Annotated in this window: 10 protein-coding genes; 3 read left to right on the top strand and 7 right to left on the bottom strand. The window is 65.3% G+C overall.

What is annotated here, in order from left to right; genetic code table 11:
* Positions 1 to 92 precede the first annotated feature (92 nt).
* Entirely contained in the window at positions 93 to 716 is a 624-nt protein-coding gene (locus GJV26_RS14935) for an OmpW/AlkL family protein (protein ID WP_155709511.1), read from the top strand.
* Between the two features lie 128 nt (positions 717 to 844).
* Here GJV26_RS14935 and GJV26_RS14930 read toward each other — a convergent pair whose 3' ends face one another.
* The 5 genes from GJV26_RS14930 to GJV26_RS14910 all read right to left on the bottom strand — a co-directional run bounded on the left by GJV26_RS14930 (position 845) and on the right by GJV26_RS14910 (position 7,555).
* Entirely contained in the window at positions 845 to 1,306 is a 462-nt protein-coding gene (locus GJV26_RS14930) for a DUF2244 domain-containing protein (RefSeq protein WP_173346211.1), read from the bottom strand.
* A gap of 75 nt (positions 1,307 to 1,381) precedes the next feature.
* Positions 1,382 to 2,602, bottom strand: a complete 1,221-nt coding sequence (locus GJV26_RS14925; RefSeq protein ID WP_155709509.1) for a hybrid sensor histidine kinase/response regulator — start codon at positions 2,600 to 2,602, stop codon at positions 1,382 to 1,384.
* A complete protein-coding gene (locus GJV26_RS14920; protein WP_155709507.1) occupies positions 2,599 to 3,207 on the bottom strand; it encodes a chemotaxis protein CheB in 609 nt (202 codons plus the stop codon). The genes GJV26_RS14925 and GJV26_RS14920 overlap by 4 nt, the downstream gene beginning before the upstream one ends.
* Positions 3,207 to 4,040: a CheR family methyltransferase gene (locus GJV26_RS14915; RefSeq protein WP_155709506.1), complete on the bottom strand. Its 834-nt coding sequence runs from the start codon at positions 4,038 to 4,040 to the stop codon at positions 3,207 to 3,209. The genes GJV26_RS14920 and GJV26_RS14915 overlap by 1 nt, the downstream gene beginning before the upstream one ends.
* A complete protein-coding gene (locus tag GJV26_RS14910; RefSeq protein WP_155709504.1) occupies positions 4,040 to 7,555 on the bottom strand; it encodes a response regulator in 3,516 nt (1,171 codons plus the stop codon). Before GJV26_RS14910 ends, GJV26_RS14915 begins: the two co-directional genes overlap by 1 nt.
* Positions 7,556 to 7,672: 117 nt before the next feature.
* Here GJV26_RS14910 and GJV26_RS14905 point away from each other — a divergent pair, with 117 nt between their 5' ends.
* Positions 7,673 to 8,080 carry a hypothetical protein gene (locus tag GJV26_RS14905; RefSeq protein WP_155709502.1) on the top strand — a complete coding sequence of 136 codons (408 nt, stop codon included), beginning with the start codon at positions 7,673 to 7,675 and terminating at the stop codon, positions 8,078 to 8,080.
* Positions 8,081 to 8,189: 109 nt separating this feature from the next.
* Here the strand turns inward: GJV26_RS14905 and folE are convergent, their stop codons facing one another.
* Both folE and nudC read right to left on the bottom strand, forming a co-directional pair.
* Positions 8,190 to 8,753 (bottom strand): GTP cyclohydrolase I FolE, encoded by a 564-nt coding sequence (folE, locus tag GJV26_RS14900; RefSeq protein ID WP_155709500.1) that lies wholly within the window; start codon positions 8,751 to 8,753, stop codon positions 8,190 to 8,192.
* A gap of 56 nt (positions 8,754 to 8,809) precedes the next feature.
* Positions 8,810 to 9,646, bottom strand: coding sequence for an NAD(+) diphosphatase (nudC, locus tag GJV26_RS14895; protein WP_155709498.1), 837 nt, complete (start codon positions 9,644 to 9,646; stop codon positions 8,810 to 8,812).
* Between the two features lie 128 nt (positions 9,647 to 9,774).
* Between nudC and GJV26_RS14890 the strand changes: the two genes are divergently transcribed.
* Complete coding sequence (locus GJV26_RS14890) at positions 9,775 to 12,288, top strand: O-linked N-acetylglucosamine transferase family protein (protein ID WP_155709497.1); 2,514 nt, start codon at positions 9,775 to 9,777, stop codon at positions 12,286 to 12,288.
* Positions 12,289 to 12,353: the final 65 nt, after the last annotated feature.

Raw genomic sequence — 12,353 nt, 5'->3', positions numbered from 1 at the left:
GTTTCGGCAATTTTGACTTGTATCAAAGTTTTTACGGATGAGCTTCCCTACACTGGCCCCGCTTGCACAGTGAACAGAGAAGAGGAAGCATCATGAAACGAGCAGTATTGGCAGTCATCGCGATCACCGCCGGCATGCTGGCCGGCCAGGTTCCCGCACAATCGCACGATCAGGGCGGCAACTGGCTGGTGCGCGCCCGCGCGGTGCACATCGACCCGGCCGACAAATCCGCTCCGGTCGGCGGCAGCGGTGCATCGGACCGCATCGGCGTCGAGAACAGAACCATTCCCGAAGTCGACATCTCGTATTTCTTCACGCCGAACTTCGCCGCCGAACTCGTGCTCACGTACCCGCAGAAGCACGAAGTGTATCTCGACGGCCAGGCCATCGGCACCTTCAGGCACCTGCCGCCGAGCCTGTTGGCGCAGTACCACTTCATGCCGGACCGGACCGTGAGCCCGTACGTGGGCCTGGGCCTGAACTGGACCACGTTTTCGAAGAACAAGTTGTTGAATGGCCAGGGCAGCCTGGAGCACGACAGCTTCGGCCTCGCCGCGCAGGCCGGCATCGACTTCAGGCTGGACCGGAACTGGTCGCTGAACGTGGACGTGAAGAAGGTGCGGATCCGCAGCGATGTACTGATCGGCGGCGTGAAGGCCAGCAAGGTCGAGGTCGACCCGGTGTTGTTCGGCATCGGCGTGGGCTACCGTTTTTGAGGAAGCGGGCACAGCGTTTCAACCTGGGTAACTCCAAGCCCTTTGCCTGCCCCCGGTTCGCCGGCGGCAGGTTTTTTTTCGTGGCTGCCGGAGACGAAAACCGGTGGCTTGCCAGGGCACCAGTTCGCCTAGCGGATCAGTTCCTTGCGCAGTTCGCGCGCCAGCGCGCGCCGCCGTTCATCCGGCAGCCAGAGGCCGACGTCGACGGTGACGCCGCGCGCTTCGAGCCGGATCGGGTCGCGCCGCCGCCGCGGGGACACGATGCGCAGCCAGTACGGGTCGAGCTGCGTGAGCTGCGTGCGGCCGCCGCGCACTTTTTCCACGCACAGCAGGCCATCCTCGTAGACGATGCGGTCGCAGTCGGTGGCATGGCGGCTGTAGATGACGAATGCGGCGGTGATGGCCGCCATTTCCAGCACGGAAAACACCAGCACGTACCAGGCGCCCTGCCATGTGAAAAACAGCCCGACCGCCAGCGAGAGCACCAGCAATGCGGCCCACACGAGCACGGTCTGCCGCGGCGTCAGCGAACAGTTGCGCTGCACCACCCATTCCCGCCTGCCGTTTTCCGTTGGCCAATCGCGTTTCACCGTGCGTCCTCCCCCTGTCCATTGTACGAAAGGCGGCGCGGGCGGCAAGCACGACGTTTTATATTGAATGCGGGGTCAGGCCGGCGGGGCTTCCCGCGGCAGTACTAGCGTGAACACCGATCCCTCCCCCGGCCTGCTGGCCACCGACAGCGTGCCGCGGTGCGCCTCGGCCAGCTGGCGCGAGATGTACAGCCCCAGGCCCAGCCCGGAAGGCACGCCATTGCCGGCACCACGTTCATAGGGCAGGAAGATGCGGGCCTGCATCGCGTCGTCGATCCCGGCGCCCTGGTCGATCACGTCCACGCGCGCTTCGGCTTCGCTGCCCGACAGGCGGATCCGCACCGGCTTGCCGCCGCCGTAGCGCAGCGCGTTGGTCAGCAGGTTGACGATCACCTGTTCGATGCGGAACTCGTCCCACCAGCCGCTCACGGCCTCCGTTGCCTCGAGTTCGAAGGTGACGCCGGCATCCTGCGCCTGGCGCCCGAGATCGTCCGTGAGGCGGCGCAGCATGGCCTGCAGCTCGGTCGAGCCCGGGCGGATCGACAGCACGCCGCTGCGGATGCGCGACACGTCGAGCATGTCGTCGATCAGCCGGATCATCGACTGGATCTGGCGGCCGTCGCCTTCGACCATCTTTTCCAGCGCGGCCTTGCCGAACGCCTCCAGGTTGCCCCGTTCGAGCTGCATCCGGCGCATCTGGGTGCCGAGGAACAGCGTGTTCAGCGGCGTGCGCAGCTCGTGCGCCACCATCGACATGAACTCGTCGCGCATGCGCAGCGCGTAGTGCAGTTCTTCCTGCGCGCCGCGCAGCTCGTTCATCATCGCATGCTGTTCCTCCACGCGGCGGCGGATTTCCATGCGCTGGCAATGCAGGTCGACGAACACGCTGACCTTGCTGCGCACGGCATCGGGATCAAGCGGCTTGTAGAGGAAATCGACGGCGCCCGTTTCATAGCCCTTGAACGCGTAATTGAGTTCCTTGCCGGCCGCGCTGACGAACACGATGGGAATATGGCGTGTCTTGTCGGTGCCGCGCATCAGTTCGGCCAGTTCGAAACCGTCCATGCCCGGCATCTGCACGTCCAGGATCGCCAGCGCGAAATCGTGTTCGAGCAGCAGCGTCAGGGCCTCCTCGCCGGACATCGCCTGGTACACGGCCCGGTCCTCGGCCCGGATGATGGCATTGAGCGCGCGCAGGTTTTCCGGCAGGTCGTCGACGATCAACAGCTTCGTCACATTGCCCGCCGGACCGCTGATCAATCCTTTGACGCATTCCTTGTTGGGCACATTGTTCATTGCAAGTTCTCCATCGACAGTTGCAGCAGCCTGCGGATATCGCGCAGCGGCAGCACCAGGTCCGGCGCACGCAGCCGGATCGCTTCTTTCGGCATGACGCCCACCTGCGCTTCGGCCGGGTCCTGCACCACGGTCAGGCCGCCCGCCGCACCGATCGCGGCCATGCCCGCCGCCCCGTCGTGATTGGCGCCGGTAAGCAGGATGCCCACCAGCTCCGGACCATACACATTGGCCGCCGTTTCCATCGTGATGTCGATCGCCGGCCGGGCGAAGTGCACCGGCGGTTCCAGGCTCAGCGAAAAAACGCCTTCTTCCTCGATCGACAGGTGGTAATCCGCCGGCGCGAAATACAGCGTGCCGGGCCTGGGTTCCACCTTGTCCACCGCTTCTTCGACGCGCAGCGCCACCCGTTGCTGGAATACTTCCACCAGCTGGTTCTGGCGGCTGCGCATCACGTGCAGCACCGTCACGACCGGGTACGGAAACTCGCGCGGCAGCCCGGGCAGGATTTCGATCAGCGCGTTCACGCCGCCGGCGGAGGCGCCGATCACGACCGCGGAGATGCGGCGCCCCGCCAGGGCCAGTGCGAGCGAAGCATCGTCCATTACAGCTTCCTGAACAGCCGTTCGCGCTTGACGATCGGCTCGAACAGCGGGCCATAGGGGGAGAAGTCGATGCTCTCCTTGCTGCCCAGGCCCAGGAAACCACGGTGGCACAGCGACTCGTGGAACAACCCCAGCGCGCGCTCCTGCAGTTTCTTGTTAAAGTAAATCATCACGTTGCGGCAGCTGATGAACTGCGTTTCCGCAAACACGGCGTCGGTGGCCAGGCTATGGTCCGCGAACGTCACGTTCTCGGCCAGCGAGCGGTCGAACAACGCGGCATTGTACGCTGCCGTGTAATAGTCCGAGAAGGCCTGCCGCCCGCCCGATGCCTGGTAGTTTTCCGTGTAGGCCCGCATGTTCTCCAGCGGGAACACGCCTTTCTTGGCCTTTTCCAGCGACTGCGGATTGATGTCGGTAGCGTAGATGATGCTGCGTTCCAGCAGCCCTTCTTCCTTCAGCAGGATCGCCATCGAATACACCTCCTCGCCGGTGCTGCAGCCCGCCACCCAGATCTTCAGCGACGGATACGTGGACAGCACGGGCATCACGTGCTCGCGCAGCGCGGCGTAATACGTGGGGTCGCGGAACATCTCGGTGACCGGAATCGTCAGGTACTGCAGCAGCTCGGAAAACGCGGCGGGCTCGTGCAGCACGCGCGACTGCAACTGTGAAATCGTCTCGCAACCCATCTCGCGCATGGAATGCATCACGCGCCGCTTCTGCGACGCACCAGTATAGTCGCGGAAGTCGTAACTGTACTTCAGGTAGATCGCCTCCATCAGCATTTTCAGCTCGATGTCGGTATCGCTGTGCACTTGCCGGATCGGTGCCATCAGATGCGGTCCAGGGCAGGCATCCACACCCGCAGCAGCGAGTACAGGCGCGACAGGTCGATCGGCTTGGCCAGGTAATCGTTGGCGCCCGCGGCCAGGCACTGTTCCTGGTCATCCTTCATCGCCTTGGCGGTGATCGCGATGATCGGCAGGCGGTTCCAGCGGCCGTCCGCGCGGATGCGGCGCGTGGCTTCCAGCCCGTCCATGCCGGGCATCATCACGTCCATCAGCACCAGGTCGATCTCCTGCACCTTGTCCAGTTTTTCCAGGGCCTCGAAACCGTTGCGGCCGATTTCCACGATCGCGCCCTTCTGCTCCAGCGCGGAAGTGAGCGCGAAGATGTTGCGCACGTCGTCGTCCACCAGCAGGATGCGGCGGCCTTCGAACACGCGGTCGCGCGAGCGCACCGTTTTCAGCATTGTCTGCCGCTCGGAGGAAAGTTCCGACTCCACTTTGTGCAGGAACAGCGTCACCTCGTCGAGCAGGCGTTCCGGCGAGCGGGCGCCCTTGATGATGATCGAGCGCGAATACTTGTGCAGGTCCGCTTCCTCGGCGCGCGTGAGGTTGCGGCCGGTGTACACGATCACCGGCGGGAACGAGGCGATCTCCTCGCGCGACATGCGCTGCAGCAGCTCGTTGCCCTGCATGTCCGGCAGCTTCAGGTCGATGATCATGCAGTCGAAGATCGTATCCTTCAGCAGCGCCAGCGCCTCCTCGCCGGACGCCACGGCCTTGATCTCGATATCCTCGTCCGAGATCAGCTGCACCACGCTGTCGCGCTGGCGGGCATCGTCCTCGACCAGCAGGATGCGCTTGATCTTCTGCGTGAATTTCTGTTCCAGGCGGGCGAACACTTCCTGCAGTTCGTCGCGCGTGGTGGGTTTCAGCGCGAAGCCGATCGCGCCCATGTGCAGCGCCGCCTCGCCCGCATCCGAGGCCGATACCACGTGCACCGGAATGTGGCGGGTGCGTGGATTGTCCTTCAGCAGCTGCAGTACCGACAGGCCGGAACGGTCCGGCAGGCGGATATCGAGCAGGATCGCGGTGGGCTGGTATTGCTCGGCCATCTGCAGGCCTTCGTCCGCCGCGAACGCGACCAGGCAACGGTAATCCATTTCATGCGCCAGGTCGTACAGGATGCGGGCGAACGCGGGCTCATCCTCGATGACGAGGAGCCTGCGTTCCGGCGGCGCTGGCTGCTCGCGGTCGTCCTCGAAGGCCCGCTGCACTTGCGCCGATGCCGGCGCGGGCGCGGGCGCGCGCAGGGCCGCCGCGGGCGGGATGGACGGTACGGGGGCCGGGGCGAACGGCGACGCGGCCGCCGGCACCGGCACCGGCACGGACGACAGCGTGGTGTCGCCGCGATGCGGCGGCGCCGACCATTGCACCGGCAGCGTCAGCGCGAACGTGCTGCCCTGGCCCACGGTGCTGTCCAGCGTGATCGCGCCGCCCAGCAGCACGGCCAGGTCGCGCGAGATCGACAGGCCCAGGCCCGTGCCGCCGTACTTGCGGCTGGTGGTGCCGTCGGCCTGCTGGAACGCGCCGAAGATCGCGGCGTGCTGGTCGGCGCGGATGCCGATGCCGGTATCGGTCACCGCGAAACGGAGTTGCCCGTTCGCGCCGGGTTCCACGCGCAGCGTGACCGAGCCCTGGTCGGTGAACTTCAGGGCGTTCGACAGCAGGTTCTTGAGGATCTGTTCCAGGCGTTGGCAATCGGTAAAGATCGTGTCCGGCAGGCCCGGCGCCATGTCCAGGGAGAATGCCAGGTTCTTCTGCTGCGCCAGCGGTTCGAACGTGCGGCGCAGGCCTTCCATCACCTGCTGCAGGCGCAGCTCTTCCGGGTTCAGCTCCAGCTTGCCCGCCTCGACCTTCGAGATGTCGAGGATGTCGTTGATCAGGTTGAGCAGGTCGTTGCCGGCCGAGTAGATCGTTTGCGCGAAGCGCACCTGCTCCTCGTTCAGGTTGCCCTGCGAATTGTCGGACAGCAGCTTGGCCAGGATCAGCGAGCTGTTCAGCGGCGTGCGCAGCTCGTGCGACATGTTCGCCAGGAACTGCGACTTGTACTGGCTGGCGCGCTCCAGGTCGCGCGCGCGCTCCTCCAGCTGGAACTGGGCGTCGTTCAGCGCGGTGTTCTTCTGGTCCAGCGCCAGGGCCTGCTCGGCCAGCTGCTCGTTGGTCTGTTCCAGTTCCGCCTTCTGGTTTTCCAGGCTGGCCTGCGATTCCTCCAGCACGCGCGACTGTTCTTCCAGTTCCTCGTTCGCCGTGCGCAGTTCTTCCTGCTGCACCTGCAGTTCCTCGTTCAGCTGCTGCGTTTCCACCAGCAGTTCCTGCATGCGCTGGCGCGCCAGCGTGGCCTCGATCGCGGTGCCGATATTGTCCGCCACCAGGTTCAGGAATTCGGTTTCCTTCTCGCCCACCGGATGCAGGAAGCCCAGTTCGATCACGCCGTTGACGCGGCCATCGCTGGCCACCGGCAGCACCACCACCTGCGTCGGGGTGGCGGTGCCCAGCGCGGACGACAGTTTCAGGTAGTCGGGCGGCAGGTTTTCCAGGTGGATCAGGCGGCGCATCTGCGCGGCCTGGCCGACCACGCCTTCGTCCGGCCCGATGACGCGGCCGCGCTCCTCGTCGTCGGCCGAGAAGCCGAAGGCGGCGGTGCGGCGCAGCAGCCCGTCCGGCTCGCGCACGTACATCGCGCCCACCACCACATCGAGGTAGCGCGCCAGGAAATGCAGCAGCGTGGTCGACAATGCCGCCGTCGACAGCTGGCCGATGCCCTGCTCGGCCATCTGGCTCTGGCCCGAACGCATCCACGACTGCCGCTGCACGCGCTCGGCGTGCGTGCCCTGTTCCTTCAGCGCGGCGTTGTAGGCCTCGGACAGGCGCATCAGTTCCTTGCGGCCGAACCAGGCCAGGAAGCCGCTCAGCATCAGGCTGATAGTGAGGAAGCCCACCACGGTGACATAGGTAACGCTGCGGGCATCGCGGTTGCGGTCCATGCGCAGCCGTTCCTCGGTGGAGATGAACGACTGGAACAGCGCACGCAGCTCGTCGAACTCGATCTTGCCGCGCTGCGCCCGCACCGTCGACAGGTAGTCGCCGCCGGTTTTCCGCAATTGCATCATTTCTTCCGCGGCACGCTCCCACTGCTTCTGCTGTGCGCGGATATTGCGCAGCCGGTCGATCTGCGTGGAGTTGTCCGCCACCAGTTCGCCCAGCGTATTGAGCGCGGTGTCGATCTTCGGCCTGGCCAGCTTGTACGGCGCCAGGAACGATTCCTCGCCCGTCAGCAGGTAGCCGCGCATGCCCGTTTCCATGTCCACCGCCAGCTTGCGCAATTCCTGCGCATTGCCGATTACCCGCTCGGAGTGCTCGACCAGCGTCAACGCATTGAGCAGGTAGGCAAACACGGCAATGAAAACGGCGGCGCTGACGACACCCGCGGCCAGCGGCAGCGTGATGTTGCGGAAGAGAATACGGCGAAAACTCTGGTCGTCGATGCGGGACTGAGGCATATGCGCTAACTGGACGGTAAAAGGTAAAGTTTATCCTAATTGCAACGAATGATGTCCATTAGGGCAATCGTGCGGTCATGGCTATAATCGTCCAGACGAACACCGCCAGGACTCTCCATGCGCAAGCCGATACTGCCGTCCCTGCTGCTGCCACTCTTGCTGGCAGGCTGCTACAACGACTCCGCCACCTACTATGCGGACAGCACTCGGGAACACACGCTGACCGTGCGGCGCCAGCAGGATCACTTCTGGAGCGAGGAAGGCCGCTTCGTGCTGATGGCCACGCGGCAGCCGGACTGCCAGCGGCGCATCGACCTGGCCGAGCTGCCGCTGGAAGACACCACCGTGGAACTGTTCAGCGAGGGCGACAACCGCTGGAGCCTGCGCGCCGGCAGCCACGTATGGCACGTGGAGACGCAATCCTGCTCGCTCGTTGCCGAGGGCGGACCGGTGGGCGGCACGAAGGTGGGCGATTTCCGGGCGGAAATCGACAAGATCACCTTCACCGAGGCCGGCGAAAAATAGGGACGGACCCTGTTTTACAAGAAATTTCCTGTAAAACAGGGTCCGTCCCTGATTTTTCCTCTAAAACAGGTCTGTCCCTGATTTTGTTCGGTTACACGCCGCGGGAGAATCAGTCGCGGGCGAGTGCCAGGAATTCGGTGCGCAGCGCGAGGTTCGGTTGCAGCTCGCCCAGCATGGCCGAGGTGATCGTTTCTTCGCCCGGCGTGCGGATGCCGCGGCTTTCCATGCACATGTGGCGGCATTTCACCACCACGCCCACGGCCTTGGGCTCCAGCACTTCCATCAGCGTGTTGGCGATCTGCACCGTCATGCGCTCCTGTACCTGCAGCCGCTTGGAGAAGCAGTCGACCAGGCGGGTCAGCTTCGACAGCCCGACAATCTTGCCATTCGGCACATAACCGACGGTGGCCTTGCCGAAGAACGGCGCCAGGTGGTGTTCGCAATGGCTGTAGACGGGAATGTTGCGCACGACGATCAGCTCGTTGTATTCCTCCGCGCCATCCTCGAACGCCTTCAGCAGCTCGACCGGGTCCTGGTCATAGCCGGACGTCCAGTGCTTCCAGGCCTTGGCCACACGGTGCGGGGTTTCCGCCAGTCCTGGCCGGTCCGGATCCTCGCCCAGCGAGGTCAGGAAACGGCGCCAGTCTTGATCGGAAAAAGAGTCTTTGGACATGATGAATGCTGCTCAAATGAAAGGGTATCGCTCAGTATACCCAAAATAGTCTCCTTTCACCGGCCATCGCCGGGGCGGTTGGCCGCCAGCAGCGCGCTGGCGATCGACACGCCGTGCGGCGTCTCGGGCCAGGGGTCGCCCGGCCCGAACCAGCGGGCATCCTCGATTTCCGCCGGATCGACGCGAATCTCGCCGTCCAGGTACTCGGCGGTAAACGCGATCATCAGCGAGTTCGGGAACGGCCACGACTGGCTGTCGAAGTATTGCAGCCTGTGGACGCGCAGCCCCACTTCCTCGTACACCTCGCGGTGCACCGCTTCCTCGATCGATTCGCCCGCTTCGAGGAACCCGGCCAATGCCGTGTAGCGGCGCACCGGCGAATTGGTGTGCAGCGCCAGCAGCACCTGGTCGCCTTTGCGGATCAGCACCATCATCGCCGGGCAGATCCGCGGATAGGCCGTGTGCCCGCACTCCGGGCATCGGTAGGCGCGTTCGCCGGTGGCGCGCCGCATGGGCGCCGCGCAGGCGCCGCAATGGCGGTGCGTGCGCGCCCATTCCGCGATCTGGCTGGCGCGGCCGGCCAGGCCCAGGAAACCGTCGTCGGTGATACCGAACAGGCCGCGCAGGTTCTGCCAGGCGTAAACGTCATCGGGCAACGCATCGCTGTCGGCCCAGGCGGCCTGGCAGTAACGGCCATTCCATAGGCCGACCGGGTGCAGCCGGTCGGTCGGGATGCCGAATGCGGCCGGATCGTCCGGCAGCGCCGTCTCGGGTGCGGTCAATTCCCGGCCGCGCAACAGCAGCTTGCCATTGTGAAAAATGAACGTGAGCGAATTGTTGCAATCCAGCAACGGATCAATCAAGGGCGTGAAGGAGGCGGGAGTCTTGAGCATGGCGGCCTGGAGCGTGGTTGCCTGCCATCGTACCGGCTTTCGGCGCGCCCCGCAGAGCGGCGAAAATTAGGAGTGCGTCGAGGCATCGGAGTATGATCGGGACTCCTCCGACTGCCACAGACAATCCGATGAATGTTACCGCCAATCTTCCCGGCATCGGCCCTGAAGTGATCCGCCAGGCCGAACGGGGAGTGATGCCGCTGGGCGCCCTGTTCGAAGCTGCGCAAGCCCTGAGCGCAGCCAATGCGACACAGCAGGCGATTGCCCTGTACAAGATCTGGCTGGAACATACCCCCTCACCGCTTGCCTTCGCCGCCTGGTTCAACCTCGGCGTGCTGCAGGGCGATGTCGGCGACGATACGGCGGCGGAGCTGAGCTACCGGAAGGCGATCCTGCAGAACCCGGCGTTCATCGAGCCGCGCATGAACCTGGGCACGCTGTGCGAACGCCGCGGCCGGGTGGACGATGCGATCGACACCTGGCGCATGATCCTCGACGACATTCCCGATGCGCCCGACAACGCCGCGCTCAAGCTGCAGGCGATCAACAACATCGGCCGCCTGCTGGAAAACCTGAAACGGCTGACCGAGGCGGAAAGCTGGCTGTCCCGCAGCCTGGAACGCGATCCGGACCAGCCGAAGGTGCTGACGCACTGGATCCACCTGCGCCAGAAACTGTGCCGCTGGCCGGTCTACCAGCCGTTCGGCAACGTCACGCTGGAGCAGATGCTCGCGTGCACGTCGTCGCTGGCCACGCTCGCCGCGTCGCACGACCCGGCGGCGCAGCTTGCCGCGTCGCAGCGCTATATCGAGGAAAAAGTGCCCGGCGGCGTGCAGCCGACGCCGCTGCACCCGCCGGAGGGCTATCCGCACAAGCGCATGCGGGTCGGCTACCTGTCATCGGACCTGTGTTCGCACGCGGTGTCGATCCTCACGGCCGAACTGTACGAGCTGCACGACCGCGAACGGGTCGAGGTGTATGCGTTCAGCTGGAGCCGGGAAGACAATTCGCCGCTGCGGGCCAGGGTGGTGGGCGCGATGGACCACTACATCCGCATCGATCACATGAGCGACGAACAGGCCGCGCAGCACATCCGCGAGCACGAGATCGACATCCTGGTCGACCTGCATGGCCTCACGTCCGGTGCGCGGGTCGGCATCCTGTCGTACCGCCCGGCGCCGGTGCAGCTGACCTGGCTGGGCTTCCCCGGCCCCACCGCCATTCCCGGCGTCGATTACGTGATCGCCGACGATTTCGTACTGCCGCCCGAGCTGGAACCGTTCTTTACGGAGAAGCCGCTGCGCATGCCGCAGACGTTCCAGATCAACGACCGGCAGCGCGAGATCGCGCCGCCGCCGCGGCGCGCCGACAACCGGCTGCCGGAGGATACGTTCGTCTTCTGCTGCTTCAACAGCAATTTCAAGATCCTGCCGGAGGTCTTCGCGGCCTGGATGCGCATCCTGCAACAGGTGCCCGACAGCGTGCTGTGGCTGGTGGCCGATGTGGAGGAAACGGTGGCGAACCTGCAGCGCGAAGCGCAGGCGCACGGCATCGGCCCGGAACGGATCGTGTTCGCCGGCCGCGTGATGCCGGCCGATTACCTGGCCCGCTTCCAGCTGGCCGACCTGTTCCTCGACACGGCGCCGTTCAACGCGGGCACCACCGCCAGCGATGCGCTGTGGGCCGGCCTGCCGGTGCTCACCTGGTCGGGCCGCACATTTTCCTCGCGCATGGCCGGCAGCCTGCTGCATGCCGTGGGCCTGCCGGAACTGGTGACGCACACGCTGGCCGACTACGAGGCCGCCGCCGTGGCGCTGGCCACCGACCGGGCGCGCACGGCGGCGCTGCGCCAGCGCCTGGCGGCCAACATCGGCACCAGCGCGCTGTTCGACACGCCGCGCTTCGTGCGCGATTACGAAGCGCTGCTGGAAACGGTGGTCAAGCGCCCCGCCGGGGTACCGCTCAGCGACGGGCCGGCACACGACGAAGCGGGCCTGCCGCCACCGGCGGAACTGACCATCCAGCTGAGCAGCATGCTGTCGCTGATGCAGCCGGGCATGCACAGCGTGGTGGAGGTGGGGGGCGCATCGCTGATGCGCGCATGGCGCGAGCGCCAGCCCAATTCGCACTTCACCGCGATCGATCCGTCGCTGCCGCCGCGCAGCGCGAACCCGCGCGCGGTTGCCGCCGATCCCGAAGCGTTGAGCGAACGGACCTGGCAGCTGCTGTCGGCCACCCAGTGCTGGGTGTTCCCGGAAACGCTGGAACGGCTGCGCGATCCGTGGGCGTTCCTGCGCAAGCTGCGCCACCATGCGATCGGCCGCGTGGAACTGGTCATCTGTGTCAACAATGCCCAGAACTGGGTGGTCCAGTCGCAGCTCGCGTCGGGCGCGCTGCATTACCAGCCGGGCGGCGTGCCGGACCGCCGCAGCCTGCACCTGTTCACCCGTACCTCGCTGGCCGCGCTGCTGCAGGAATGCGGCTTCATCATCGCCGAGATGACGGCGGTGAATGCGAATCCGCCGCCGCCCGCGGTACTGGCGGCCATTCACCAGCTCGCCGCCAGTACCGGCGCCGATCCGGCGCTGGCCGAACAGGATGCGCTGCCTTACCAGTACCTGTTGCGGGCGATCGCGACATGACTTCCACCACATAAGCCGGCAAATAAACCACATAAACCGGCAAATAAGCCGGCACGCACGCCACG

Source organism: Pseudoduganella dura (assembly GCF_009727155.1).
In the GTDB taxonomy this organism is placed as follows: Bacteria; Pseudomonadota; Gammaproteobacteria; order Burkholderiales; family Burkholderiaceae_D; genus Rugamonas; species Rugamonas dura.
The sequence above is the reverse complement of the archived record's forward strand: the minus strand, read 5'-3'. Positions and strand labels throughout refer to the sequence as shown.

Coding starts and splice junctions, on each gene's coding strand:
- GJV26_RS14935 (WP_155709511.1), top strand. CDS start 93: ATGAAACGAGCAGTATTGGCAGTCATCGCGATCACCGCCGGCATGCTG.
- GJV26_RS14925 (WP_155709509.1), bottom strand. CDS start 2,602: ATGAACAATGTGCCCAACAAGGAATGCGTCAAAGGATTGATCAGCGGT.
- GJV26_RS14920 (WP_155709507.1), bottom strand. CDS start 3,207: ATGGACGATGCTTCGCTCGCACTGGCCCTGGCGGGGCGCCGCATCTCC.
- GJV26_RS14915 (WP_155709506.1), bottom strand. CDS start 4,040: ATGGCACCGATCCGGCAAGTGCACAGCGATACCGACATCGAGCTGAAA.
- GJV26_RS14910 (WP_155709504.1), bottom strand. CDS start 7,555: ATGCCTCAGTCCCGCATCGACGACCAGAGTTTTCGCCGTATTCTCTTC.
- GJV26_RS14905 (WP_155709502.1), top strand. CDS start 7,673: ATGCGCAAGCCGATACTGCCGTCCCTGCTGCTGCCACTCTTGCTGGCA.
- folE (WP_155709500.1), bottom strand. CDS start 8,753: ATGTCCAAAGACTCTTTTTCCGATCAAGACTGGCGCCGTTTCCTGACC.
- nudC (WP_155709498.1), bottom strand. CDS start 9,646: ATGCTCAAGACTCCCGCCTCCTTCACGCCCTTGATTGATCCGTTGCTG.
- GJV26_RS14890 (WP_155709497.1), top strand. CDS start 9,775: ATGAATGTTACCGCCAATCTTCCCGGCATCGGCCCTGAAGTGATCCGC.